This is a genomic window from Streptomyces sp. NPDC040589, from assembly GCF_055594445.1.
In genome coordinates, this window is the sequence record NZ_JBVIWP010000011.1 from 129,379 (window position 1) to 153,888 (window position 24,510).

Genomic DNA, 24,510 nt, shown 5'->3' on the forward strand with positions numbered 1-24,510 from the left:
CGTCCCGTCCGCCGGCCCGCGGACGCGGCCTAGAGAACGAGGGCGGCCCCGCACACCGCCATCGCCACCGTGCACAGCACGGCGGCCGTGGCGTGCCGGGGTGCGAACGCCGCGGGGCTGCCGGGGGCGGAGAGCGTGCGGATGCGGCGGTGGGCGACACCGAGGAAGCCCAGCCACAGGACACAGCACAGGGCGCATCCGACGACCCCGGCCACCGACGCGGCGCCGTGCAGCGCGGTCTTCACGGCGAGCACGGCGGCGACCGTGCCCGAGAGCGTCGTACGCCGCCACGCGAGCCGGGTCCGTTCGGGCTGGAGCCCGGGGTCGCGGTCGGGGGGCCGAGGCGCGCTGTGAGCGGCGCTCACCCCTCCCACCCCACGAGCACCACAAGCACCATCGCGACGGCGACGACCGCGACGACGAGGCTCAGCAACGCCGGGAACCGGGACACCGGCAGATCCTCGCCCCGGCGCATGGCCCGCTCGCAGCGCACCCAGTGGTTGACCGCCCGCAGCGAGCACAGCACCCCCGCGGCGAGCAGCGCGAGGGCCAGGCCGACCCGCCAGCCCCAGCGCAGGTCCGGCAGGAACTGGTCCACGGCGAAGCCGCCGCCGATCAGCGCGAGAGCGGTGCGCAGCCAGGCCAGGAAGGTGCGTTCGTTCGCCAGGGAGAACCGGTAGTCGGGCGTCTCGCCGTCCTGCCGGACCTCCGCGGGCGCGAACCACAAACGGACGTTCCGTACGAACTCGATCATCTGCGCGACCCTACCCGGGAGCTGCTCGCCGGCGCTGTGGGTGTCGCCCGCTACGGCCTCGACCGAAACGCCTTGAGGCGTTCGTACGCCGCCAGCCCGTCCGGCACCCACTCCCAGTCCCCGAGGTGCCGCTCCACCTCTTCCTCGGGCAGGAAGTCGTGCCAGGCCACCTCCTCGACCTGCGGCCGTACGGGAAGCTCGCAGCGGACCTCGTACACCGCCGACCACCAGCTCTGGCCGGCGCCGTTGTCATAGAGGAACTTGAAGAGGTACCGCGGTTCCGGCAGGCCGGTCACGCCCAGCTCCTCCTCGGCCTCGCGCAGGGCCGCCGTGTCGTAGGCCTCGCCCGCGCCGACCACTCCGCCGACGAACATGTCGTAGAGGGAAGGGAAGACCAGCTTGGTCGGGGTCCGCCGGTGCACGAAGATCCGTCCCCCGGCGTCCCGGGCCTGGATGAACACGCAGCGGTGCCGCAGGCCCTCGGCGTAGACCTCGCCCCGGGGCAACTGCCCGGTGACCTGGTCGTTCTCGTCGACGATGTCGAGGATCTCGTCAGCAGCGCTCATGCCCTCATCCAAGCAGGGGCCGCGTCCGAGCGGCGCGGCGCCGGGTTCACACCTGCTGCGGCTGTGCCTGCAGCTTCCCCACGCGGGCCCGCTCCGCCAATCCGTGCGGCATCGCCGGATGCAGCCCGAGCAGCACGATCCCGGCGACCACGGCCAGCAGGCCGCCCGCCTCCCAGCTCAGGGCCACCGCGTCGGTCCGCAGCCGGTCGCCCAGGAAGCCGACGCCGCAGATGATCCCGGCGAGCGGCTGGGCCGCGGTCAGGGCGGGCAGCGACTTGCGCAGGGAGGCGGTCTCGAAGGCGCTCTGCACGAGGACCAGCCCCGTGACGCCCAGCGCGAGGACCGCGTACGGCTGCCAGCCGGTCAGCAGTTCGGCGAAGCCGCCGTCGGAGAACTTCTGCCCGCTCACCCGGGTCAGCGCGTCCTGCACGCCGTAGAGCAGCCCGGCGGCCAGGGCCAGCAGCACCGGTCCGGAGTTCAGCCGTGAACGCTTGGCGTGGGTCGTGAGCAGCAGGGCGAGCCCCACCATGGCCCCGATGATCAGCCACTGCCGCACCGGATCGGCCGTCGCGGCTCCGCCCTGTGGCTGGCCCGCCACGATGAACGCGGTCACTCCGCCCGCCAGCAGCAGCAGGCCCGCCCAGCCCTGGCGGCCCAGTGGCTGCCTGGTCTGCCTGCGGGACAGCGCCAGCGCGAACAGCAGGTTCGTCGCCAGCAGCGGCTCCACCAGTGACAGCTCGCCCTGCCCCAGGGCGGCGGCGCCCAGCGCCATGCCGACCACCATCAGCGCGATGCCGCCGAGCCAGCGCGGCACCTTCACCAGGTCGATGAGCAGGCGGAAGGAGAGGAAGTCGCTCAGCGGTGCCCGCTGGGCCGCGTTCTGCTGCAGGACGAAGCCGAAGCCAAGACAGCAGGCGGCACTCAGGGCGAGCACGAGAACTAGAACCGACACGCGGTGTACCTCGATCATCAGGTCGGGTTCACGGTTGCGTAGGGGCCGACTGTACCGGCCGGCTCCGCCCGGCGCGCCCGTACGTCCTGCCATGGTCCGGGTCGAAACCGGCCAACGCTATGACGTACGTCACAAAGGGCGAAACGGAAAAATCGGATGTCGGTCTCATGCTCCCCCCGCTCCCCGTTGATCACAAAGCCCTCACAAGTAACACCAGTTGACGCGTGTAACGCGACGACGGCCCTTGACGTCAACCATTGGCGGGGGGTTGGCTGTGCGTGATCAGTTCATGGCATTGCGCACACCCGCGCCCCATCGACCGCCGTGAGCCGAAACACCAGAAGAGCGCGTGAGGAAGTCCCGCGGTGTCCCCACCCCCGCCTCCCCTCGGCCGTGGCCGCAGACGTGCGGCACAAGCCTTCGACGAGGCCCTCGACGACGCCGACCTCGTGGCCGCGCGCGCCGCGCTGGCGCAGGGCCGCTGGCAGCACGTCCGTTCCCTGCTGGTCCGGACCGGAGAGGACTGGGACCGCCGCGGCCACCGGATCACGGTCCTCGCGGGAGAGTCCTACAGCGCCGCCTGGGCCCGTGAGTGGCTGCTCGCCGAACCCGAGTCCGCCGACGCCTCCGTCCTGCTCGCACTCGCCGAGGTCCGGCGAGTGCTGCGCGGCAAGGGCAAGCCGGCCCGCGCCCGCGAGGCCTGCCAGACCGCGGTCGCCCGCGCCCCGGCCGACCCCACCCCCTGGCTCGGCCTGCTCATGCTGGAGTGCGCGACCGGCACCGACATGGACGTGGTCCGGCACTTCGAGGCGGTCCGCGGCCGGTACGCCGACCACCACCACGCCCACCACCTGATGGTCGCCCGGCTCGCCGGACGCCGCACCGACGCCGGCCCGGACCCGCTGCACGAGGTCTACGACTTCGCCAACTGGGCCGCCGAACAGGCACCGGCCGACTCCCCGCTCGCGATCCTGCCCGTCATCGCACACGCCGAGCGCTACCGCGTGCTGGCGGCCGCCGGGTACGAGCCCGCCGATCCGGCCGCCTCGGGCCACTGGGCGGGCCGCCGCGCCCGGCAGGTGATGAAGGCCGCCTTCGACTGGTGGCTGGAGTGGGAGCTGGAGGGCCACCCGCGCCGGCTGGTTGACCTGAACTTCCTCGCCCACGCCAAGTTCTGCGAGGGGCGGGGCGCCGAGGCCGCCGCCCTGTTCCACCGGATCGGCCGGTACGCCACCCCGGCACCCTGGTCGTACCCGGACCGTGACCCGCACACCGCGTTCGCCGCCGCCCGCGCCGGCGCGCTCGGCACCGCCTGACCCCCGCATCCCAGAAGTGAGGACGCTCTCCCGATGACCACGGACAGTTCGAGCACGAGCACGTCCGCCGCAGGCGGCGGCATCAGTACGTTCAAGGGGCAGGAGCGCGCCCTGCGCGCCGACCGCCTCGGCACCGGGGGACTGCTGCTCTCCGTCCTCGCGGCGACCGCCCCGCTCATGGTGGTCGCGGGTGTCATGCCCACCACATTCGCGGTGATGGGCATCGTCGGTCAGCCGTTGCTCTTCGTGGTTCTCGGGGTCGTCCTGATCCTGTTCAGCGTGGGCTACGCCGAGATGAGCCGCCACGTCCACAACGCGGGCGCCTTCTACGCGTACATCTCCCGCGGCCTCGGCGGCACCGCCGGCGCGGGCGCCGCCCTGGTCGCCCTCGTCGCCTACAACGCGCTCCAGATCGGCATCTACGGCATCTTCGGCTTCGAGGTCTCCGGGCTCCTCGCCACGTACGCCGAGGTGGAGATCGCCTGGTGGATACCGGCCCTGGTGGCCGCCCTCGCCGTCGGACTGCTCGGCTGGCTGAAGATCGACGTCAACGCGCGCGTGCTCGGAGTGCTGCTGGGCATCGAGGTGCTCCTCGTCGTGATCTTCGACGTGGCCGCGCTCGCCGACCCCGGCAAGGAAGGCCTGTCGCTGCACGCCTTCAACCCCGACACGCTCACCGGCGCGGGTGTCGGCACCGCGCTGTGCTTCTGCATCGCCGCGTTCCTCGGCTTCGAGCAGGCCCCCGTCTACGCCGAGGAGACCAGCCGCCCGCACGTCCTGGTGCCGCGCGTGATGTTCTTCGCCGTCGGCGGGGTCGCCGTCTTCTTCGCGCTGAGCAGCTGGGCCCTCACCGTCGCCACCGGCCCCTCGGCGATCGTCGGCACGTCCCAGAAGCAGAGCGCCGGACTGCTGTTCTTCCTCACCGAGTCCCGCCTCGGCGGCACCTTCACGGACGTTCTCCACGTCCTGTTCGTCACCGGCATGTTCGCCGCCTTGCTCAGCTTCCACAACGTCGTCGCCCGGTACGCCTTCGCCATGGGCCGCGAGGGCCTGCTGCCCGCCGCCTTCGGCCGCACCAGCGGCACCAGCGGAGCTCCCGGCACCGGCTCACTGCTGCAGACCGTCGTGGCCGTGGTGGTCGTGGCCGCCTTCGCGATCGCCGACGACAAGCCGGCCGGCGACCCGACAGCGCCCGTCCTGCAGTTGTTCACCTGGCTCGGCAACATCGGCGCCCTCGGCGTGATCCTGCTGATGGCGGCGGCCTCCCTGTCGGTCGTCGTCTTCTTCGTCCGCCGCGGCGCCGCCGGCGCCCAGGCCTGGCGGCTGGTCACCTCCGCGCTGTCGGGCCTCGCCCTGCTCGTGATCGCCGGCTACACGGTGAAGGACTTCGAGGTCCTGGTCGGCGCCGGCCCGGACTCCTCGCTGAGCTGGGTCCTGCCCGGCGTCATCGGCCTCGCTCTCGTCGCCGGCCTGGTCCTGGGCCTGGTACTGCGTGCCCGCGCCCCCGAGAAGCACGCCCGGATCGGGCTCGGCAACGAGGCGTTCCAGCTGGACAAGGCGGCCTCGTCCTGAGGGTGCCCACGTAAGAAGTGGTTACGGAAGTCTGACGAGCACCCGCGATCCCTGTCCTGCCGGGGGTCGCGGGTGTTCGAATGAGAACGTGGACGAGGACGTGAATAAGGGAGTGCACGAGGACGTACAAGACGGCGTGAACGACGGACACCCCGAGGAACGGGGCACCCCGGTCGGCCGCCGCGTCTTCCTCGGCACCCTCGCCGTGGGCGCCCTGGGCGTCGTCGCCGCGCCCAAGCTGCAGCGCGGCCTGGAGGGCTTCCTCGGCGGCGCCGCCGACAAGGACCCCACCGGCCTGACCGGACTGCTCCCGAACGGCGGCGGCTTCCGCTACTACTCGGTCGCCTCGTCCGTCCCGCGCAAGAACGCCGGCACCTACCGCCTCAAGATCGACGGCCTGGTCGACCGCCCCACGGCCTACACGCTGGACGCGTTGAAAGCCCTGCCGCAGACCCGCATGGTCCGCGACGTCCAGTGCGTCACCGGCTGGCGGGTCCCGGACACACCGTTCGAAGGCGTGCGCCTCTCCCGGCTCCTCGACGTGGCCGGCGTACGCCCCACCGCGAAGGCGATCCGCTTCACCTGCTTCGACGGCACGTACACCGAGAGCCTCACCCTCGACCAGGCCCGCCGCGCGGACGTCCTGGTCGCGCTGCGCATGCAGGACAAGGACCTCGGCCACTCCCACGGCGGCCCGGTCCGCCTCTACGTGGCGCCCATGTACTTCTACAAGTCCGCCAAGTGGCTCTCCGGCATCACCCTCACCGACGACGTCGAGCCGGGCTACTGGGAGGAGCGCGGCTACGACGTCGACGCCTGGGTGGGCCGCTCGAACGGACGCGACGATGCACCCACGAGCTGACACCGCGGCCGAGGTCAGCCGCTTCACCCCGACCCAGCGCTGGATCCACCGCACGACGGCCGCCCTGATGGGCGTCTGCGTCCTGACGGCGGCCTTCCTCTACGTCCCCCAGCTCGCCGAACTCGTAGGCCGCCGCGCCCTGGTCGTCACCCTGCACCAGTGGTCAGGCCTGGCCCTGCCCCTCCCGGTCCTGGCAGGCCTCGCCTCCCGCGCCTTCCGAGCCGACCTCGGCCGGCTCAACCGCTTCGGCCCGCACGACCGCACCTGGCTGCGCGCCGCCCTGCACCGCGACAAGCGCCCCGTCTCCCGCCCGGCCGCCAAGTTCAACGCCGGCCAGAAGATCTACGCCGCCTGGATCGCCGGAGCCACCCTCGTCATGCTCGCCACCGGCCTGATGATGTGGTTCACCCACCTCACCCCCCTGCTCTGGCGCACCAGCGCGACCTTCGTCCACGACTGGCTGGCCCTCACCATCGGCATCGTCCTGGCCGGCCACATCGGCATGGCGGTGGCCGATCCGGAGTCCCGCAGAGGCATGCGAACGGGCAAGGTGAGCAGAGACTGGGCGACCCGGCAGCACCCCCTATGGCGCCGATAGCTCTTTGCCTTCAGGGGCGCGGGGAACTGCGCGAACAACCACAACGCACCCGCAGCCGCTCGCCGACATCACCCCCTACGGCGCGACGTCAAAATCCAACAGCACCTTGCAAGACCGACTCCGATCAGCGGCCAGCGCAAAGGCCGACTCGGCCTCCCCCACGGGAACCACCGCACTGACCAGCCCGTCGAACGCCGACTCCACCGCCAGCAACTCCAACGCCGCATCAAACTCCGTGTCGAACCGGAACGCCCCCCGCAGCTCGATCTCCCGGCTCACCACAAGGTTCCCCGCAAACGGACTCTGCCCCGGCGGCAACATCCCCAACTGCACGACAACCCCACCACGCCGCACCCGCCGCAGACACGCGTCGAGCCCCGCAGCCACCCCGGACGCCTCGATCGCCACATCGACCTCATCGGGCCACCCGGCATCGTCGGGATCGTCGGCCCGAACAACGGTGCTCGCACCGGCGGCCCGGGCATACTCCAACGCCTCGGGCAGCAGGTCCGTCACAGTGACATGCGCCGCCCCCGCAGCCTTCGCCGCCGCGACCACCAGACACCCGATGGGCCCGGCACCGGTCACCAGAACATGCCGCCCGGCCACGTCCCCGGCCCGCCGCACCGCGTGCAGTGCGACGGACAGCGGCTCGGCGAGCGCGGCCCGGCGCAGTTCCAGACCGTCCGGCAACGCCCGCAACTGCTCACTGGGCACGACCACCTGCGCCGCGAACCCGCCCTGCACATGCGGGAAACGCGCCGCACTGCCCAGATAGCTGGTGTCCCGGCACACGTTCCGCCGCCCGGCCGAGCACTCCGGGCACACCCCGCACGGGGTCGCCGGGTGCACGGCCACGGCCGTACCCGGAGCCGGACCCGAGGCGCCGTCCCCGTACCCGAGGACCGTCCCGACGACCTCGTGCCCGAGCACCATCGGCTCGCGGAGCCGGAAGTCACCGACGCCGCCGTGCCGCCAGTAGTGCAGATCGGACCCGCACACCCCGCCGTACCGGACGGCGACCAGCGCCTGCCCCGGCCCGGCCTCCGGCACGGGCAACTGCGCGACCCGGAGGTCGTCCTGACCGTGAATCACACAACCCAGCATCGAAACCTCCTGAATCGTCACAGCAATGGTCTCAGCGATGTCACAGCACGCTCGTCATGCCGCCGTCGACGTACAGCACCTGCCCGCTGATGAAGTCGGCGGCCGGGGAGGCGAGGAACAGCACCCCGCCCACCAGGTCCTGCGTACGGCCCCAGCGCCCGGCCGGGGTACGGCGCCGCACCCAGGCGCTGAACTCCTCGTCGTCGACGAGAGGCTTGGTCAGCTCGGTCTCGATGTAGCCCGGGCCGAGCCCGTTGACCTGCACTCCGCTCGGGCCCCAGTCCGCGCACATGCCCTTGGTGAGCATCTTCAGCGCGCCCTTGGTGGCGGCGTACGGCGCGATCCCGGGCCGTACGACCTCGCTCTGCAGCGAGCAGATGTTGATGATCTTGCCGTGGCCGCGTTCCGTCATCCGGCGCGCCGCCTCACGGCCGACCAGGAAGGCACTGGTCAGGTTGGTGTCCAGGATCCGGTGCCAGTCGGAGTCGGTGAACTCCAGCAGCGGGGCGCGCAGTTGCATGCCCGCGTTGTTGACCAGGATGTCGAGCGGGCCCACCCGCTCCTCGACGTCCGCGATCCCGTCCGCCACGGACGATCCGTCGGTCACGTCGAACGCGGCCGTGTGCACCTTGTCGCCGGGCAGCCCGGCGGCGGCCTCGGCGAGGCGGTCCTTGTCGCGTCCGTTCAGGACGACCGTGCAGCCGGCTTCCGCCAGACCACGGGCGAGGGCGAGTCCGATGCCCCGGCTGGAGCCGGTCACCAGGGCCGTACGGCCGCCGATGTCGAACAGGGGGTGAGCAGTCATGGCCGTACCTCTCCTAGATCACCAAGGACAACAGCAGGACGATGCCGCCGGCGACCACCGAGATGATCGTCTCCATGACGGACCAGGTCTTGATGTTCTGGCCGACGGTCAGCCCGAAGTACTCCTTCACCATCCAGAACCCGGCGTCGTTCACATGGCTGAAGAAGAGCGAGCCGGCGCCGATGGCCAGGACGAGGAGGGCGGTGTGCGTCGTCGACATGTCGGCCGCGAGCGGGGCGACCAGGCCGGCCGCCGAGACCGTCGCCACCGTCGCCGAACCGGTCGCCAGCCGGATCGCCACCGCGATCAGCCAGGCCAGCAGCAGTGCGGGGATCGACCAGTTCTCGGAGATCTCCAGGACCATCTGGCCCACGCCGGTGTCGATCAGCGTCTGCTTGAAGCCGCCGCCCGCGCCGACGATCAGCAGGATGCCCGCGATCGGCATGAGGCTCTTCTCGACGAGCGGCGAGACGCGCTCCTTGGAGAACCCGGCGGGCCGCAGCAGTGTGAAGATGCCGACCAGCACCGAGGCGAGCAGCGCGATCATCGGGGCGCCGACGACGTCGAAGACGCGCTGGACCGGGTTCTCCGGGTCGTCCACGACGATGTCGACCAGCGCCTTGGCGAGCATGAGGATCACCGGCAGCAGGACCGTGAACAGCGTGGCGCCGAAGCCGGGGCGCTTCTCCAGGTCCTCGGAGGCGCGCTGCGGAATCATGTTGTCGGGGGCGGGCACGTCCACCCAGCGGGCCGCGTACTTCGAGAACACCGGACCGGCGATGATCACCGTGGGGACGGCGACGAGGACACCGAGCGCCAGCGTCACGCCGAGGTCGGCCCCGACCGCGTCGATCGCGACCAGCGGACCGGGGTGCGGCGGCACCAGGCCGTGCATCACGGAGAGGCCCGCGAGCGCGGGGATTCCGATGCGCATCAGCGAGTAGTTGCCGCGCTTGGCGACCATCAGCACCACCGGGATCAGCAGCACGATGCCGACCTCGAAGAAGAGCGGCAGTCCGATCACGGAGGCGATCAGCACCATCGCCCACGGCATCGAACGCCCGCCGGCCTTCTCGAGGATGGTGTCGACGATCTGGTCGGCGCCTCCGGAGTCGGCGAGCATCTTGCCGAGGATCGCGCCGAGGGCTATCAGCACGCCGACGCCGGCGACCGTGGTGCCGAGGCCGGCGCTGAAGCTGGTGAGGACCTTGTCCAGCGGCGCCCCGGCGATCGCGCCGAGCGCCAGCGACCCGATGGTCAGCGCCAGGAACGCGTGCAACTTGAACTTGGTGATGAGCAGGACGATGACGGCGATGCCCGCCAGCACGGCGATGCCCAGCTGAGCGTGCCCGGCCGTGGTGATCGGCTCGGGTGCGTCCGCTGCCAGCATCTCGACGCTGAGTCTGGTCACGGGGGAGGTGTCCTTGGGGTGAGGGGAGTCGTAGGAAGGGAGCGAGGGGCTACTGGACGGGCTCGGGGAGATCCTCGAGCGCGCTCGCCGCTCGTTCGGTGATCTCCTCCGGGCTGCCCAGGACGTCCACGCGGACCCCCGCCTCGTCGCTCTCCAGCGGCTGGAGCGTGGCGAACTGGGAGTCGAGCAGCGCCGTGGGCATGAAGTGCCCCTGCCGGTGCGACATCCGGTCCTCGATCAGCGCGCGGTCGCCCGCGAGGTGCACGAAGACCACGCCGGGTGCGGCGGCCCGCAGCCGGTCGCGGTACGACCGCTTCAGTGCCGAGCAGCTGACCACCCCGCCGAGTCCGGCCCGCCCGTGCCCCCACGCGCCGATGGCGTCCAGCCAGGGCCAGCGGTCCTCGTCGGTGAGTGGCGTACCGGCCGACATCTTGGCGATGTTGGCCTGCGGGTGGAAGTCGTCGCCCTCGGCGTACGGAACGCCGAGCCGGGCTGCGAGCAGGGGACCGATGGTGGTCTTTCCGGTGCCCGCGACGCCCATGACCACGACGACGTGGGGGGTGTTCATCGCTGCCTCACTGTCTGCTGTCTTCGTCGACACGTGATGTCGACGCAACTGAAACCCATTAGGTACGACTAATTCAAGAGGCAGTGACAAATAAGTCTGACTTTTTGTCTCCGTGATCTACCCCGTACGCTGAGTGCATGAGCACACCGGGTCGAGGGCTTCACGGCCATGTACTGGACACCCTCGGCCCCGAGATCACGGCGGGCGAGTACCCGCCGGGCAGCGTGCTGCGCACGGACGAGCTGGCCCAGCGTTTCGATGTGTCGCGCTCCGTGATGCGCGAGGCGGTCCGCGTCCTGGAGTCCATGCACCTGGTCGAGTCCCGCCGCCGCGTCGGCGTGACGGTCCGCCCCAAGTCCGAGTGGAACGTCTACGACCCCGAGGTCATCCGCTGGCGCCTGGCCGGCGCCGACCGAGCCGGGCAGCTGCGGTCCCTCACCGTGCTGCGCTCGGCGATCGAACCGGTCGCCGCGGGCCTCGCCGCCCGCCATGCCACCGCCGAGCAGTGCGCCGAACTCACCGAGTGCGCCCTCGGCATGGTCGCCAACTCACGCGGTCACAAGCTGGAGGAGTACCTCGTCCACGACGTCGCCTTCCACCGCGCCGTCCTGGCCGCCTCCGGCAACGAGATGTTCGCACGCCTCGGTGACGTCGTCGCCGAGGTCCTGGCCGGCCGCACCCACCACGACGTGATGTTCGAGGACCCCGACCCGGCCGCCGTCACCCTGCACGTCCAGGTGGCCGAGGCGGTCCGCGCGGGCGACGCGGTCCGCGCGGAGGAACTGACCCGCGAGATCACGGTCGGCGCCCTCCAGGAACTCGACATCCTGGCGCCGTGACGGCCGCTACCGCAGAAACTCCCCGTCGACGTACACCCAGGCCCCGTCCACCCGCGCGAACCGGCTCCGCTCGTGCAGCGATCCGCCCCGGTACGAGGCCCGGAACGTCACGGTCCCACTCGTATGGAACGCGGACCCCTCACTGGTCTCCAGGATCTCCAGCCCGGTCCACCGCGTCCCCGCATCCAGCTCCAATGTGCCGGGGCGCGTCCGAGGATGCCAGGTCCGCAGCAGATACCCGGCGTCCCCCTTCACGAAGGCGCTGTACCGCGAGCGCATCAACGCCTCGGCGGTCGGTGCGGCGGAGGCCCCGGAGTGGTAGCGCCCGCAACACGCCTGGTAGGAGTCGGGCAGCCCGCACGGGCAGGAACGCGTCGTCATGCCGGTCATTCTCCTGGACGGGGCAGCGGCGGCAGCGTCGTCCCGTACAGCCACATGTCGAACAGCGCGTCCAGCGGCTCGTCCGTGAACCGCCCCACGTGCGCGGTGAAGTTCGCCGTCGTCACCGCCCCGCCCCGGTGCAGGCCCGCCCACCCGCGCAGCATGCGGAAGAACGCGTCGTCGCCCAGGGCGCACCGCACCGCGTGCAGGACGAGCCCGCCCCGCTGGTAGAGACGGTCGTCGAACATCGACTTCCGCCCCGGATCGGCCAGCCGGAGGTCCTGAGGCAGCGAGAACAGCAACCGGTGTGCGCCGGCGGCCAGTTGCTGGGCGCCGCGCCCTCCCGAGCGCTCCGACCACAGCCACTCGGCGTACTTCGCGAACCCCTCGTTCAGCCAGATCTGCCGCCAGTCGGCGATGGAGACGCTGTTGCCGAACCACTGGTGCGCCAGCTCGTGCGCGACCAGCCGTTCCGAACCGCGCTCCCCGTCCACGTGGTTGGACCCGAACAGCGACAACCCCTGCGCCTCGACGGGGACGTCGAGCTCCTCCTCGGTCACCACGACCGCGTACTCGTCGAACGGGTACGGCCCGAACAGCTCCTGGAACAGCTCCATCATCGCGGGCTGCCGTGCGAAGTCCCGGGCGAAGCGGGGGAGCAGATGCGCCGGAATGTGCCCGTGCTGCGGAACCCCGCCCGGGCCCGGGTCACCCAGCAGCACCGTCTGGTACTTCCCGATCGACAGCCCCACCAGGTAACTGGAGGTCGGCGCCGCCTGCTCGTACACCCAGGTGGTCGTGGAGGCCTTCGTCGTGCGGGTGAGCAGCCGTCCACCGGCCACCACCGCGTAGGCCGACGGCGTCGTGACCGAGATCTGGTACGAGGCCTTGTCGGCGGGCCGGTCGTTGCACGGGTACCACGACGGCGCCCCGACCGGCTGGCTCGCCACCAGCGCCCCGTCCTCCAGCTCCTCCCAGCCGAGGCCGCCCCAGGGGCTGTTCACCGGCCGGGGGTTGCCCGACCAGTGCACCTCGACGGTGAAGGCGGCACCGGCGCGCACCGGCTTCGCGGGGCGGACCCGCAGCTTGCCGCCCCGGTGCGTGTAGTGCGGCGTACGGCCGTCGACCTTCACCCGGCCCACCCGGAAGTCCGCGAGGTTCAGCTGGAACTCGGTGAGCTGGCCACGGCCCGCGATGGCGTTGATCCGCGCGGTTCCGGCCAGCCGGTTCGGCGCGGGGCGGTAGTCCAGCGTGAGCTCGTACCGGTGCACCCGGTACCTGAGGTCACCGTTGCCCGGGAAATACGGGTCCTGACCCACTGACTGCTGAACCGCCACTGTTGCGTCTGCTCCCTGCACTGCGCTCGTACGACGTCCACCGGCCCCGGGGGGTTCCGCCTAGCGACGCCATGCCTCGATCGGGTTGCCCAGCCAGCGCGTGTCGTCGGGCACGGACTCCGCGGCCATCACCAGGGACGCCGGACCCAGCGTGGCGCGGGCCCCGACGGCGCTGCCGGGCAGGATGATTCCGCCCGGGCCCAGAGTGGCGCCCTCACGGAGGACCACAGTATCCGTCCGCAAGATCCGGTCGTGGAAGAGGTGGGTCTGGAGTACACAGCCCCGGTTCACGGTCGCCGCGTCCTCGAGCGTCACCAGATCCGTCTCCGGCAGCCAGTAGCTCTCCACCCACACCCCCCTGCCGATGTGCGCGCCGAGTCCGCGCAGCCACGCCGACAGCAGCGGCGTACCCGGCACAGCGCCGACCAGCCACGGCACGGCCAGCACCTCGACGAAGGTGTCCGCCAGCTCGTTGCGCCACACGAAGGAGCTCCACAAGGGGTGCTCGGCCCGGCGATGCCGTCCCACGAGCAGCCACTTCGCCGCGATCGAGACGAGCCCCGCCGTGCAGCCCGCCCCGAGCAGCACAAGACCGGACAGCAGGGGAGCCCACACCCCGAGCACGCACAGCGCCGCCCCCGTGGCCACCGCCAGCGCCGCAGAGCAGAACACCGGCACGATCCGGCAGAGCTCCACAAGACCGCGCGCCCACAGCAGCCGCGTAGGCGGGTCGTACGTCCGGCTCTGGTCGCCGTCGGACGCGGCCCGCGGCAGCTTCATCGGCGGCAGCCCCAGATACGAGCTGCCCTTCTTGGCCTTCTTCGGCGTCGCCGACAGCACACCCACCAGGCCACCGTCCGGCACGCTGCGCCCCGGCGCGGTCATCCCCGAGTTGCCGAGAAAGGCCCGCCGGCCGATCTCCGCGCGCCCGATCCGCAGCCAGCCGCCGCCGAGCTCGTACGGTGCGGTCAGGGTGTCGTCCGCGAGGAACGCGCCCTCGCCGACCGTGGTCAGACTGGGCAGGGCCAGCACGGTGGACACCTCGGCCCGCCGCCCGATCCGCATCCCGAGCAGCCGCAGCCACACCGGCGTGACCAGCCCCGCGTACAGCGGGAACAGCGTGTCCCGCGACCGGTCCATCAGCTGGGTCACGGTCCAGGCCTGCCAGCCCACCCGGCTGTGCGTGGCGTGCGTGCCCTCCCGCAGCCCCACGCTCAGCAGCCGTACGGCGACCACGATCAGCAGCGCGTACGCCAGCCCGAACGCGAGCGTCGCCGGCACCAACGCGAGCACGGCACCCCGCAGCGTCGCGCCGAGCCCGGCGTCCGGACCGACGAACAGCGCCGCCACCAGCAGCGCGGCAGCCGCCGAGACCACCGGCAGCGCGGTCAGCGCGAAACCCGTCACGCCGTACATCACCCGCCAGAACGCGCCCCGCCCGGGCCGGTCCTTCGGCCAGTTGCGCTTGGCCCGGCCCAGCTTGACCGCGGGCGCGCCCGCCCACCGCTGACCGGTCGGAACCTGTCCGGTGACCGCCGAACCGGGCGCCACCTCGGCCCGCTTGCCCACTCGCGCGCCCGGGAAGAGCAGGCTGCGCGTGCCGACGACGGCGTGCGCGCCCACCTTCACCGGCCCGACCTCCAGCCGGTCACCGTCCAGCCAGTACCCGGACAGGTCCACCTCGGACTCGACGGCCGCGCCCCGGCCCAGCTTGAGCATGCCGGTGACCGGCGGCAGCGAGTGCAGGTCCACGTCCTGCCCGACCTTGGCGCCCAGCGCTCGCGCGTACCGTTCCAGCCAGGATCCGGTCAGCGAGGTCGCCCCGCTGAACTCGGCCAGCCGCTCGGCCGTCCACAGCCGCAGGTGGACGCTCCCGCCGCGCGGGTACCGGCCCGGCCGCACCCCCCGCAACAGCAGCCGCGCCCCGCCCGCGGCGAGCGCCAGGCGCCCGGGCGGGCTGAAGAGCAGCACGGCACCGGCCGCGACGAGCCACCAGGGCGCGGTCGGCAGCCAGGAGTAGGCGGGCAGCACGTTCCCGAGCGCGGCGAGCACCACGCTCCAGCGCAGCCCGAGCAGCGTGAACAGCGGAACCAGCAGCAGAAGCTGGACGAGCTGGGCACGCCTCGGCACCGGTGCCACGACCCGCCGGGCGTTGTCGTCCTGTGCCGACTCCTCCAGATGCCGGGCCAGCTTCCGCAGGACCGGCCGCTGGTAGATGTCGAAGACGGCGGCGCTCGGGTAGCGCGTGCGCAGCCTCGTCGTCAGCTGGGCGGCGGCCAGACTGCCCCCGCCTATCGCGAAGAAGTCGTCGGAGGCCGACGTCACCGGAATGCCGAGGACGTCCGTCCACTGCTCGGCGAGCCAGGCCTCGGTGCCGTACAGCGGCTCGGCCGGGCCGCCCGTCTCCAGCCCCTCCAGCGGCCAGGGCAGCGCGTTCCGGTCGACCTTGCCCGACGTACGCGTCGGCAGCTCGTCGACCGGCGCGAGCAACGGCACCAGAGCGGCCGGCAGCCCGGCGCGCAGCCGCTCGACGGCGGCCGCGTGGTCCCAGCCGTCCTGGATGACGACGTAGCCCACGAGGAGCTGATTGCCGCTGCGGGCCGTGCGCACCGCGGCCGCGGCGCCGGCCACCCCGGGCAGCGCCTGAAGCGCCGCGTCCACCTCACCGAGCTCGATACGGCGCCCACCGAGCTTGATCTGCTCATCGGCCCGCCCGAGGAAGACCAGCCCCTCCGGCTCGGCCCGCACCAGGTCACCGCTGCGGTACGCCCGCTCCCAGCCCAGCGACTGAAGCGGCGCGTACTTCTCCGCGTCCTTCTCGGCGTCGAGATACCGGGCGAGTCCGACCCCGCCGATCACCAGCTCACCGCTGCCGCCCATCGGCACCGGCTCCCCGGCCTCGTCCACGACGGCCAGCTCCCAGCCGTCCAGCGGCAGCCCGATCCGGATCGGCTCCTCGCCGCTCATCAGCGAAGCGCACGCCACGACGGTCGCCTCGGTCGGCCCGTAGGTGTTCCACACCTCGCGCCCCTCGGTCACCAGACGCTGCGCCAGCTCGGGCGGGCACGCCTCGCCGCCGAAGATCAGCAGGCGTACGTCGTTGAGCGTCTCCGGCTCCCACAGCGCTGCCAGCGTCGGCACGGTGGACACGACGGTGATCTCCTGCTCGACCAGCCAGGGACCGAGATCGGCACCGCTCCTGACCTGCGAACGCGGCACCGGCACCAGACAGGCCCCGTGCCGCCACGCCAGCCACATCTCCTCACAGGACGCGTCGAAGGCGACGGACAGCCCCGCCATGACCCGGTCACCGGGCCCGATCGGCTCGTCGGCCAGGAACAGCGCGGCCTCCGCGTCCACGAAGGCGGCGGCGCTGCGGTGGCCGACGGCCACGCCCTTGGGCTTCCCGGTGGAGCCGGAGGTGAAGATGATCCACGCGTCCTGCCCGGCACCGGGCCGGGCGGCGGTGTGACCGGCGGCATCGCCGACGGTCAGCTCGTGACCGGCCCCGATGACCGCCCGCACCCCGGCCTCGCCGAAGACCAGCGCGGCCCGCTCGTCGGGGTCCTCGGCGTCCACGGGCACGTACGCGGCACCGGAGGCCAGCACGGCGAGGATCGCCACGTACAGGTCGTTGGTGCCCGACGGGACCCGGACACCGACGCGGTCCCCGAGCCCGACCTCGGCGGCGGCCAGTCTCCGCCGCAGGTTCTCCACCTCGACGGCCAGCGCGCGGTAGGTGAGCAGCCGGTGGCCGTCGTCGAGCGCGGGCTCGTCGGGATACGACCGTACGGACGCCTCGAAGATGTCGACCAGGGTGCGGGGCGAGGCCGCGGGACCTGCGGAGAAGTGGGCCAGGTCGCGGAGTCCTGTGCTCAGCTCCCGGTCCAGCAGAGTGAGGTCGGGGCTTTCGTGCAGGGCGGCCATCGGATCCTCGCGTCTCGAACCCGGACCTTCCGGGGCGCCGACGGGCCCGCAGGTCTGCCTGGGGATGTTCCGTTCCGGCGCGAACAAGCCCAATACTCTAATGGTCGGGTGACTTCGTCCTGTCATGTCCGCCACTCGGAGGGAAACGCGAGACACCGCGTCGGTGCGACGCCACCCCCTCCGACCTGGGATTCTCCCGGCAGGGCGAGATGTCGCCCACACTCCTCCGGTCCCAGGCGGAAACGACGAAAAGCCCCTCGACGAGAGGGGCTTTTCGATCTGTGTCCGAGGGGGGACTTGAACCCCCACGCCCGATAAAGGGCACTAGCACCTCAAGCTAGCGCGTCTGCCATTCCGCCACCCGGACAAGGTGTCTGTCGCGTGGGTTCTCCCCGCGGCGACGACGTAAACATTACCAGGCTTTCGGGGGTGGCCGATCACCCCCCGCCCGAGCCCCGGCGGGGTGTGAACGGCGCGTGACGGGCCGCGAGCGCTCTTGGGGAGCGGGCCGCGGAGAGAGAGGATGAGAGGGACCCACCAGCAGTGACAGCGGGAGGAAGCACGTGAGCGAGACGGACACGGCCAGGAGCGTCACCGGCGAGGACGAGGTCGTGGACCTCTGCCGCGAGCTGATCCAGATCGACACCAGCAACTACGGCGACCACTCGGGTCCGGGCGAGCGCAAGGCGGCCGAGTACGTCGCCGAGAAGCTCGCGGAGGTCGGGCTCGAACCGCAGATCTTCGAGTCGCACCCGGGCCGCGCCTCCACGGTGGCCCGGATCGAGGGCGAGGACCCGTCCCGGCCCGCGCTCCTCATCCACGGCCACACCGACGTCGTACCGGCCAACGCGGACGACTGGACCCACCACCCCTTCTCCGGCGAGGTCGCCGACGGTTGTGTGTGGGGACGCGGGGCCGTCGACATGAAGGACATGGACGCGATGACCCTCGCGGTCGTCCGCGACCGGCTGCGCAGCGGGCGCAAGCCCCCGCGCGACATCGTCCTCGCGTTCCTCGCGGACGAGGAGGCGGGCGGCACGTACGGCGCCAAGCACCTGGTCCGCAACCACCCCGGCCTGTTCGAGGGTGTCACCGAGGCGATCAGCGAGGTGGGCGGATTCTCGTTCACCGTGAGCGAGCAGCGGCGGCTGTACCTGATCCAGACGGCCGAGAAGGGCATGCACTGGATGAAGCTCACCGTGGCCGGCACGGCCGGGCACGGGTCGATGATCCACCGGGACAACGCGATCACCGAGCTGTCGGAGGCCGTCGCGCGGCTGGGGCGGCACAAGTTCCCGGTGCGGGTCACCAAGACCACCCGCGCCTTCCTCGACGAGCTCGGTGACGCGTTCGGCACCGAGCTCGACCCGGAGGACATGGAGTCGACCCTCGCCAAGCTCGGCGGCATCGCCAAGCTCATCGGCGCCACCCTGAGCAACACGGCCAACCCCACGCAGCTCGGTGCCGGCTACAAGGTCAACGTCATCCCGGGCGAGGCGACCGCCCACGTCGACGGACGGTTCCTGCCCGGGTTCGAGGAGGAGTTCCTCGCCGACCTCGACGGGATCCTCGGCCCGAAGGTGCGGCGCGAGGACGTCCATGCCGACAAGGCCGTCGAGACCACCTTCGACGGGGCGCTCGTCGAGGCCATGCAGTCCTCGCTGCTGGCCGAGGACCCGACCGCCAAGGCCGTCCCCTACATGCTCTCCGGCGGCACCGACGCGAAGTCCTTCGACGACCTGGGCATCCGGGGCTTCGGCTTCGTACCGCTGAAGCTGCCCCCGGAGCTGGACTTCGCGGGCATGTTCCACGGCGTCGACGAGCGGGTGCCGGTGGATGGCCTGAAGTTCGGCGTGCGGGTCCTTGACCGGTTCATCGACGCGTCCTGAATCGGACCTGCGATACGAAAGTATTCGCTCGCTCGTGCGGAACAGACTGGGAAGAGTGAATGCGACGATAAGCTCGTAGCCTCATTACTCCCTCCTCGTTACAGGTAATGCGATCGCAAGATGGGTCGCTTTGCCAACTAGGAGGAATAATGATCAAGAAGGTCGTCGCTGCTGCGGCTGCCACCGGTGGGCTGGTTCTCGCGGGCGCGGGCCTGGCCGTCGCCGACTCGGGTGCCCAGGGTGCTGCCGTGCACTCCCCGGGTGTCCTGTCCGGCAACGTTGTTCAGGTGCCCGTTCACGTCCCGGTGAACGTCTGCGGCAACACGGTCTCCGTGATCGGTCTGCTGAACCCCGCCTTCGGCAACACCTGCGTCAACAAGTGACGCTTCCCCCTTTCTGAGGGGAGCTCAAAAGCCATCGGTCCCGGAGCGCGTGCCATGCGCTCCGGGACCGAACGCTTCTTTCGAGTAATTCGAGAAGAATTCGAGACAGGGTCGAAGGTAGGTATTCAGCAATGCGACAGGTCACCCGCAAGGGTCTGATGACCGTGGCGGCCGCGACCGGCGTGATCGCCGCCGCGGGCGGCTCCGCTTACGCCGACTCGGGCGCGCACGGCTCCAGTTCGGGCTCGCCCGGCGTGCTCTCCGGGAACACGGTGCAGGCGCCGGTGCACGCGCCGGTCAACGTCTGCGGGAACACGGTCAACGTCATCGGTGTCCTCAACCCGTCGGTGGGCAACTCGTGTGCCAACAAGGGCGGTGGATCGCCGTCGGGCGGCCACGGCGGCTCGCACGCGGGCGGCCACGCCAGTGACTCGCCGGGCGTCGGCTCGGGCAACCACGTCCAGGTGCCGATCCACGTGCCGGTGAACGCCTGCGGCAACAGTGTCGACGTCATCGGCGTCGGCAACCCCACCACGGGCAACGACTGCGCGAACGGCTCCGGCGGGCATCACACCGACCCGCCCGGCGGCGGATACGAGACGCCCCCCGGTAACCCGGGCGAGCCCGGGAACCCCGGCAACCCTGGTGAGCCCGGCAACCCTGGTGAGCCGGGGAACCCTGGTGAACCTGGTGAGCCCGGTAACCCGGGGGAGCCCGGTACCCCCGGCAACCCCGGTAACCCGGGGGAGCCCGGTACCCCCGGCAACCCGGGCAACCCTGGGAACCCTGAGAACCCGGGCAACCCCGAGAACCCCGGCAACAAGCCGGGCGGCCAGTTCGTCACCCAGCCCAAGGGCGACGCCCAGCTCGCCGAGACCGGCAGCGAACTGCCGCTCGGCCTCGCCCTGCCGGCCGGCGCGGGCGCGCTGCTGGCGGGCGTGATCCTCTACCGCAAGGCGCGGGCCTCGGCCTGACCCCCACGGCAAACGGAGCGGGCCCCGCCGATGCGGGGCCCGCTCCCGTGTACGCCTTCTCCCGGTGCGCCGTCTCAGCTCACCACGTGGCCCGCACCTGGCGGATGATCCGCCGGCGCAACCGCACCTTGCGGCTGCCGTCGCGCAGCAGGCTCAGACGGTGCAACTCCCAGTGTCCGTACTCGGCGTGGTCCGTCAGCAGACGTGCCGTTTCCTTGCGGGAGACCCCGCGCGGTACGTACACGTCGACAAATTCGTATTCCGGCATCGCATCTATTGTGCGGGCTGGGGCCTGGTACGGATAGCGTCTGCACTATGTCTGATGCTGCGCAGCCCACCGCTGCCGAGGTACGCGCCGCCGCCGAGGCGGTCAAGACCGCGCTCGACCGCCACCTGGCCGCGGTCGAGGGCAGGTCGGGAGAGGACGACCCGGCCGTCTACGAGGCGTTCAACCAGCTGGCCGCGGCCGCAGAGGTGTACGACGAACTGCTCTACGACCGATACGACGAGGTCACCCCCTTCGAGATCCCCGGCGCGGAGGACACGCTGCCCCCGTACGCGGGCCCCGAGGAACCGAACGCGCTGAGCGTACTGATCCGCCGCGACTACGCGGTGGCGGAGCCACAGCGTCTCCTGGCGCAGGCGCAGCGGATCGAGGCCGCGGAAGGCGAGGACGGCCCGGCCGCCTCCGGGACGACCCATGGCGCGCTCGGCCTGCTGTTCGGCGAGTTCGAGCCCGACGAGATCGCCTCCCGGCACAAGGAGTTCGGGCTCGAGGAGGGCGACTCCACGCTCTGGGTGATGGCGGCGGACGAACCGGCCGACCCCGGAGAGTGGCTGGAGGCCCCGTTCGAGCAGGTCGATCCGCAGCAGGTGGTCTGCCGCTTCGACGTCAGCGCCGTCTTCGACGATGTCGAGGACGACGATGTCGACGATGACGACGGGGACGTCCTCGACACCGACCTGGACGAGGACGAGGACCTGGAGCGCCTGGACGCGGACCGCCGCTGAGCGCACCCGGCGGCGGTGGTCACGGGGACGGCCCCGTGACCACCGCCGTTGTCAGCCGCCGTCGACCTGCGGAGCCAGCAGCACCGGAAGCCGGGTCGTCCGGGGCTTCGCCGTCACCTCGGCCACGGCCCTGGGCAGCGCCTGTTCCACGCCGTGCACCACGGACAGATGGCGCTCGGCCCGCCCGAACGCCGTGTACACCCAGGGCCGGCTGAGCGCCTGCGCGGCATCGCCGGGCAGCACCACGACCGCCGCGGGCCACCGGCTTCCCACCGCCTGGTGCGCGGTCAGCGCCCAGCCGTGCCGTACAGACTGCTCCACCCGCTCCTTGGGTACGACGACGGCCTCGCCCTCGCACGACAGGTGGAGCCCCTCGGCGTCCGCCTTCACCACCCGGCCCGGCAGCGCACGGCCCGGCACGGGGGAGTGGACGATGCGGTCACCGGGGTCGAAGCCGCCGAAGCGGCCCGGGCCCGGATTGAGCCGCTCCTTCAACGCCGTGTTGAGCGCGCGGGTGCCGACGGCGCCGCCGTGCCCCGGTGTGATCACCTGGGTCTCCTCGGCCGGTACGCCGATCACCCGCGGCACCGAGTCGACGACGAGCTGCACCGCCCGGTGCACCGCCTCGCCCGCGTCCCGCACCGGCACGATCACGATCTCCTTGCCGGGTGCCTCGACCTGGTTCAGCTCGCCGATGCCGATCCCCGAGATCAGCTCGCCCAGCGGCCCGGGATCCGGCCGCCGCGAGGCGACCTGCGGGCAGATCCGCGCCGCGAGCAGATCCGCGAACACCCGCCCCGGCCCCACGGACCACAGCACCGCCGGGTCCCCGGCCAGCACCAGCCGTGCCCCGTCGGGCAGCGACTCCGTCAGCAGCGCCGCCGTCTCGACGTCCAGCTGCGGCGCGTCGAGCACGATGAGCAGATCGAGATCCAGGGCCCCGTCGGCGTCCCGGCCGGGTCCTTCGAGGCCGGCGAGCAGCCCGGAGACGGTGGTGACGGAGGAGCGGTCCTGATCCGCTGCGTCGTCCGGACCGGAGCCCAGCAGGGCGGCGAAGCGGGTGCGGCCGATCGGGCCGTGTGTGGCGGCCCAGGCGCGCAGCCCGAGGGAGTGCGCGGCGCTCAGCAGCGCGGCCGGTTCGGCCGAAGAGGCCTCCCCACCGGTGTGCAGGACCAGGCCGTGACCGGCGACCGCGCGCAGCAGCTCCGCCGCCGACCCCTGGGCCTCGGCGGCGACCCGCTCCCACTCCTCGGCCGAACCGTCCTGCTTGGGCGCCGAGTTGACCAGCCGGGCCAGACCGTCGGCCAGGCTCTCCTCCGCGAGCGCGTACCGCTCGAGCCCGACCAGGACACGGACCGGGCGCTCCTCGTCCTCCTCGGAGTCGTCCTCCGAGTCGTCCTGCTTCGCCCGGGCCGGCGCACCGGGCTCCTCCAGGGCGTCCTGGAAGACCAGCGCGTCGCCCTCCGCGATCGTGTCCTGCACCGCGCTGTCGGGCTCCGGCACGCCCCGCTGGGCCAGGGCCGCGAGGAGCGCCGGCATCTCCAGGGCGGTGTGCCCGGCCAGCGCGGCCTGCTCCAGGAGCCAGACGGTGACGGCCCGGCCCCGTCGCTCGTCGTCCGGGCCGCACTCGGCGCCGAGCAGCGCCCGCGCGAACCCGTCGGCCTGCTCGGGCCGCACACCGGCGACCCGCAGCAACTGCCAGGGGTCCGCCCGCAGCCGCTCGTCCGCACCCTCGCCGAGTGCCTCGGTCACCTGCGGCGCGAGCGTCTCCGGGGCACCGCCCTCGCCGAGCACCCGCCGCACGGCCTGCACCGCCTCCGGCGCGGGAGCCTGCGACGCGGTGACGGTCTCGGCCGGCACCGGCTGCGGTCGCCGTACCGGCTCCGGGGCGGAGCGCCGGGGGGCCGGCGCGGGCTCCTCGAACACCGTGGCCGCCGGCTTCTCACCGCCCTCCACGGCCCGTACGGCGGCGAGCAGATCGGCGGCCTTGCCGCTCAGCTTGGTGCCGCTGTCGATCGGCGCCTTCTTCTCGGCCTTCCGCTGCTCGATGCGCTCCCGCTCGGCCTGCTGGGCCCGCAGCTCGGCCTCGGCCTCGGACACCTGACCGGCATCGGCCGCGTCCCCCTGGGCCTCCTCGGTCTCCGCACCACCGGTCGGCGTCCCCGGCTCGTCGTCCTCCGTGGTCTCCGGCTCCGTGCTCACAGCGTGCTCCAGTCGTGATCGGGATAGCGGTGCACGGGCGCCGACACATCGTCGAGCGCCCGGCAGATCTCGTCAGGAAGACTAAGGGCCTCCACTGACAACGCGGCCGTGAGCTGCTGCGCGTTGCGCGCGCCGACGACGGGAGCGGCCACCCCCGGCCGGTCACGGACCCACGCCAGGGCCACCTGGAGCGGCGTCACCGCGAGGCCGTCGGCGGCGGTCGCCACGGCGTCCACGATGCGGCTCGCCGTGTCGTCGAGGTACGGCGCGACGAACGGGGCGAGGTGCTCCGAGGCGCCGCGCGAGTCCGACGGAGTGGTGTCGCCCCGGTACTTGCCCGTCAGCACCCCACGCCCCAGCGGGGAGGACGGCAGCAGCCCGATGCCCAGGTCCAGCGCGGCCGGCAGCACCTCGCGCTCGATGCCGCGCTGGAGCAGCGAGTACTCCAGTTGCGTACCCGCCAGCCGGGTCCGGGTGCCGGGGGAGGCGAGCTGCCAGGTGCCGGCCTTGGCCAGTTGCCAGCCGCAGAAGTTGGAGACGGCGGCGTAGCGGGCGCGGCCGCTGGCGACCGCGAGGTCCAGGGCCTGGAGGGTCTCCTCCAGCGGGGTGTCCGGGTCGAAGGCGTGCACGTGCCACAGGTCGACGTAGTCGGTTCCGAGCCGGGAGAGCGAGGCGTCCAGCGCGGAGAGCAGATGGCCGCGGGAGCCGTCGAAGCGGCGGTCGGGGTCCGGCACGCTGCCGGCCTTGGTCGAGATGACCAGGTCCCGGCGGGGCACCAAGCCGTCTATGAGCCTGCCGAGCAGGTACTCGGCCTCTCCGTCGCCGTACACGTCCGCGGTGTCGACGAGGGTCCCGCCCGCTTCCCAGAACGTCTTCATCAGGTCCGCGGCGTCGTGCTCGGCGGTGTCCCGCCCCCAGGTCAGGGTGCCGAGCCCGATCCGCGACACACGAAGGCCGGTGCGGCCGAGATGCCTCTGCTCCATGAACGCCGAGATTACTGGCCAGAACCTACGGTGTGGGGGGCTGTGGACGACGGATTTCCGCGCGCTATGGTCT

Annotated in this window: 23 protein-coding genes and 1 tRNA gene; 9 read left to right on the top strand and 15 right to left on the bottom strand. The window is 71.9% G+C overall.

All coding sequences use genetic code 11. From position 1 onward, the window contains the following. Positions 1–29: 29 nt before the first annotated feature. From ACZ58V_RS35460 to ACZ58V_RS35475, 4 genes are read right to left on the bottom strand one after another with little or no spacing between them, the layout of a single operon-like run. Positions 30–365: a DUF202 domain-containing protein gene (locus ACZ58V_RS35460; RefSeq protein ID WP_471295277.1), complete on the bottom strand. Its 336-nt coding sequence runs from the start codon at positions 363–365 to the stop codon at positions 30–32. Beyond that, on the bottom strand, positions 362–754 hold the full coding sequence (locus ACZ58V_RS35465; protein WP_215122459.1) for a YidH family protein: 393 nt from the start codon (positions 752–754) through the stop codon (positions 362–364). The genes ACZ58V_RS35460 and ACZ58V_RS35465 overlap by 4 nt, the downstream gene beginning before the upstream one ends. 50 nt (positions 755–804) lie before the next feature. Then, positions 805–1,320, bottom strand: a complete 516-nt coding sequence (locus tag ACZ58V_RS35470) for an NUDIX hydrolase (protein ID WP_468197297.1) — start codon at positions 1,318–1,320, stop codon at positions 805–807. Between the two features lie 46 nt (positions 1,321–1,366). Then, entirely contained in the window at positions 1,367–2,290 is a 924-nt protein-coding gene (locus ACZ58V_RS35475) for a DMT family transporter (protein WP_471295281.1), read from the bottom strand. Between the two features lie 347 nt (positions 2,291–2,637). On the opposite strand from ACZ58V_RS35475, the gene ACZ58V_RS35480 reads away from it, so the two are divergent. The 4 genes from ACZ58V_RS35480 to ACZ58V_RS35495 all read left to right on the top strand — a co-directional run bounded on the left by ACZ58V_RS35480 (position 2,638) and on the right by ACZ58V_RS35495 (position 6,620). Continuing rightward, positions 2,638–3,588 carry a tetratricopeptide repeat protein gene (locus ACZ58V_RS35480; protein WP_468197302.1) on the top strand — a complete coding sequence of 317 codons (951 nt, stop codon included), beginning with the start codon at positions 2,638–2,640 and terminating at the stop codon, positions 3,586–3,588. 33 nt (positions 3,589–3,621) lie between these two features. Further along, a complete protein-coding gene (locus tag ACZ58V_RS35485) occupies positions 3,622–5,160 on the top strand; it encodes an APC family permease (RefSeq protein ID WP_468197304.1) in 1,539 nt (512 codons plus the stop codon). A 136-nt stretch (positions 5,161–5,296) separates the two neighbouring features. After that, entirely contained in the window at positions 5,297–6,022 is a 726-nt protein-coding gene (locus tag ACZ58V_RS35490; RefSeq protein ID WP_471295419.1) for a molybdopterin-dependent oxidoreductase, read from the top strand. Next, positions 6,006–6,620, top strand: a complete 615-nt coding sequence (locus ACZ58V_RS35495; protein WP_471295284.1) for a cytochrome b/b6 domain-containing protein — start codon at positions 6,006–6,008, stop codon at positions 6,618–6,620. The genes ACZ58V_RS35490 and ACZ58V_RS35495 overlap by 17 nt, the downstream gene beginning before the upstream one ends. A gap of 75 nt (positions 6,621–6,695) precedes the next feature. Here ACZ58V_RS35495 and ACZ58V_RS35500 read toward each other — a convergent pair whose 3' ends face one another. From ACZ58V_RS35500 to ACZ58V_RS35515, 4 genes are read right to left on the bottom strand one after another with little or no spacing between them, the layout of a single operon-like run. After that, the gene (locus ACZ58V_RS35500) at positions 6,696–7,727 is read right to left on the bottom strand and encodes an L-idonate 5-dehydrogenase (protein ID WP_471295286.1); all 1,032 of its coding nucleotides are present in this window, start codon (positions 7,725–7,727) and stop codon (positions 6,696–6,698) included. 40 nt (positions 7,728–7,767) lie between these two features. Continuing rightward, positions 7,768–8,532: an SDR family oxidoreductase gene (locus ACZ58V_RS35505; RefSeq protein ID WP_468197309.1), complete on the bottom strand. Its 765-nt coding sequence runs from the start codon at positions 8,530–8,532 to the stop codon at positions 7,768–7,770. A 13-nt stretch (positions 8,533–8,545) separates the two neighbouring features. After that, positions 8,546–9,943, bottom strand: a complete 1,398-nt coding sequence (locus ACZ58V_RS35510; RefSeq protein WP_468197311.1) for a GntT/GntP/DsdX family permease — start codon at positions 9,941–9,943, stop codon at positions 8,546–8,548. Between the two features lie 49 nt (positions 9,944–9,992). Next, complete coding sequence (locus ACZ58V_RS35515) at positions 9,993–10,511, bottom strand: gluconokinase (RefSeq protein ID WP_382497895.1); 519 nt, start codon at positions 10,509–10,511, stop codon at positions 9,993–9,995. A gap of 137 nt (positions 10,512–10,648) precedes the next feature. Between ACZ58V_RS35515 and ACZ58V_RS35520 the strand changes: the two genes are divergently transcribed. Further along, a complete protein-coding gene (locus ACZ58V_RS35520) occupies positions 10,649–11,350 on the top strand; it encodes a FadR/GntR family transcriptional regulator (protein ID WP_468197314.1) in 702 nt (233 codons plus the stop codon). Positions 11,351–11,356: 6 nt separating this feature from the next. Here ACZ58V_RS35520 and ACZ58V_RS35525 read toward each other — a convergent pair whose 3' ends face one another. The 4 genes from ACZ58V_RS35525 to ACZ58V_RS35540 form a co-directional block, all read right to left on the bottom strand. Next, positions 11,357–11,731: a YchJ family protein gene (locus ACZ58V_RS35525; protein WP_468197316.1), complete on the bottom strand. Its 375-nt coding sequence runs from the start codon at positions 11,729–11,731 to the stop codon at positions 11,357–11,359. 5 nt (positions 11,732–11,736) lie between these two features. Beyond that, positions 11,737–13,068 (bottom strand): M1 family metallopeptidase, encoded by a 1,332-nt coding sequence (locus tag ACZ58V_RS35530; RefSeq protein WP_468197318.1) that lies wholly within the window; start codon positions 13,066–13,068, stop codon positions 11,737–11,739. Positions 13,069–13,128: 60 nt separating this feature from the next. Beyond that, positions 13,129–16,995 (bottom strand): Pls/PosA family non-ribosomal peptide synthetase, encoded by a 3,867-nt coding sequence (locus tag ACZ58V_RS35535; RefSeq protein ID WP_471295288.1) that lies wholly within the window; start codon positions 16,993–16,995, stop codon positions 13,129–13,131. A 282-nt stretch (positions 16,996–17,277) separates the two neighbouring features. Beyond that, positions 17,278–17,362 (bottom strand) — tRNA-Leu (locus tag ACZ58V_RS35540). Positions 17,363–17,558: 196 nt separating this feature from the next. Here ACZ58V_RS35540 and ACZ58V_RS35545 point away from each other — a divergent pair. From ACZ58V_RS35545 to ACZ58V_RS35555, 3 genes are all read left to right on the top strand, one after another. Then, positions 17,559–18,884: a M20/M25/M40 family metallo-hydrolase gene (locus ACZ58V_RS35545; RefSeq protein WP_468197323.1), complete on the top strand. Its 1,326-nt coding sequence runs from the start codon at positions 17,559–17,561 to the stop codon at positions 18,882–18,884. A 149-nt stretch (positions 18,885–19,033) separates the two neighbouring features. Continuing rightward, the gene (gene chpH, locus ACZ58V_RS35550) at positions 19,034–19,267 is read left to right on the top strand and encodes a chaplin ChpH (RefSeq protein ID WP_215122472.1); all 234 of its coding nucleotides are present in this window, start codon (positions 19,034–19,036) and stop codon (positions 19,265–19,267) included. Positions 19,268–19,398: 131 nt separating this feature from the next. After that, positions 19,399–20,241: a chaplin family protein gene (locus ACZ58V_RS35555; protein WP_471295290.1), complete on the top strand. Its 843-nt coding sequence runs from the start codon at positions 19,399–19,401 to the stop codon at positions 20,239–20,241. A gap of 79 nt (positions 20,242–20,320) precedes the next feature. Here the strand turns inward: ACZ58V_RS35555 and ACZ58V_RS35560 are convergent, their stop codons facing one another. Then, entirely contained in the window at positions 20,321–20,509 is a 189-nt protein-coding gene (locus ACZ58V_RS35560) for a DUF5703 family protein (protein WP_010045410.1), read from the bottom strand. Positions 20,510–20,556: 47 nt separating this feature from the next. Here ACZ58V_RS35560 and ACZ58V_RS35565 point away from each other — a divergent pair, with 47 nt between their 5' ends. Next, positions 20,557–21,252: a hypothetical protein gene (locus ACZ58V_RS35565; RefSeq protein WP_471295292.1), complete on the top strand. Its 696-nt coding sequence runs from the start codon at positions 20,557–20,559 to the stop codon at positions 21,250–21,252. Between the two features lie 51 nt (positions 21,253–21,303). Here ACZ58V_RS35565 and ACZ58V_RS35570 read toward each other — a convergent pair whose 3' ends face one another. Together ACZ58V_RS35570 and ACZ58V_RS35575 are read right to left on the bottom strand one after the other, a co-directional pair. After that, the gene (locus ACZ58V_RS35570; protein WP_471295294.1) at positions 21,304–23,454 is read right to left on the bottom strand and encodes a helix-hairpin-helix domain-containing protein; all 2,151 of its coding nucleotides are present in this window, start codon (positions 23,452–23,454) and stop codon (positions 21,304–21,306) included. After that, entirely contained in the window at positions 23,451–24,437 is a 987-nt protein-coding gene (locus ACZ58V_RS35575) for an aldo/keto reductase (RefSeq protein WP_468197333.1), read from the bottom strand. The genes ACZ58V_RS35570 and ACZ58V_RS35575 overlap by 4 nt, the downstream gene beginning before the upstream one ends. Positions 24,438–24,510: the final 73 nt, after the last annotated feature.

Bases quoted from the DNA above. Each gene is read 5' to 3' on its own strand.
- ACZ58V_RS35465 (WP_215122459.1), bottom strand. From the start codon at position 754: ATGATCGAGTTCGTACGGAACGTCCGTTTGTGGTTCGCGCCCGCGGAG.
- ACZ58V_RS35470 (WP_468197297.1), bottom strand. From the start codon at position 1,320: ATGAGCGCTGCTGACGAGATCCTCGACATCGTCGACGAGAACGACCAG.
- ACZ58V_RS35475 (WP_471295281.1), bottom strand. From the start codon at position 2,290: ATGATCGAGGTACACCGCGTGTCGGTTCTAGTTCTCGTGCTCGCCCTG.
- ACZ58V_RS35485 (WP_468197304.1), top strand. From the start codon at position 3,622: ATGACCACGGACAGTTCGAGCACGAGCACGTCCGCCGCAGGCGGCGGC.
- ACZ58V_RS35495 (WP_471295284.1), top strand. From the start codon at position 6,006: ATGCACCCACGAGCTGACACCGCGGCCGAGGTCAGCCGCTTCACCCCG.
- ACZ58V_RS35500 (WP_471295286.1), bottom strand. From the start codon at position 7,727: ATGCTGGGTTGTGTGATTCACGGTCAGGACGACCTCCGGGTCGCGCAG.
- ACZ58V_RS35505 (WP_468197309.1), bottom strand. From the start codon at position 8,532: ATGACTGCTCACCCCCTGTTCGACATCGGCGGCCGTACGGCCCTGGTG.
- ACZ58V_RS35515 (WP_382497895.1), bottom strand. From the start codon at position 10,511: ATGAACACCCCCCACGTCGTCGTGGTCATGGGCGTCGCGGGCACCGGA.
- ACZ58V_RS35520 (WP_468197314.1), top strand. From the start codon at position 10,649: ATGAGCACACCGGGTCGAGGGCTTCACGGCCATGTACTGGACACCCTC.
- ACZ58V_RS35525 (WP_468197316.1), bottom strand. From the start codon at position 11,731: ATGACGACGCGTTCCTGCCCGTGCGGGCTGCCCGACTCCTACCAGGCG.
- ACZ58V_RS35535 (WP_471295288.1), bottom strand. From the start codon at position 16,995: ATGGCCGCCCTGCACGAAAGCCCCGACCTCACTCTGCTGGACCGGGAG.
- chpH (WP_215122472.1), top strand. From the start codon at position 19,034: ATGATCAAGAAGGTCGTCGCTGCTGCGGCTGCCACCGGTGGGCTGGTT.
- ACZ58V_RS35555 (WP_471295290.1), top strand. From the start codon at position 19,399: ATGCGACAGGTCACCCGCAAGGGTCTGATGACCGTGGCGGCCGCGACC.
- ACZ58V_RS35560 (WP_010045410.1), bottom strand. From the start codon at position 20,509: ATGCCGGAATACGAATTTGTCGACGTGTACGTACCGCGCGGGGTCTCC.
- ACZ58V_RS35565 (WP_471295292.1), top strand. From the start codon at position 20,557: ATGTCTGATGCTGCGCAGCCCACCGCTGCCGAGGTACGCGCCGCCGCC.
- ACZ58V_RS35575 (WP_468197333.1), bottom strand. From the start codon at position 24,437: ATGGAGCAGAGGCATCTCGGCCGCACCGGCCTTCGTGTGTCGCGGATC.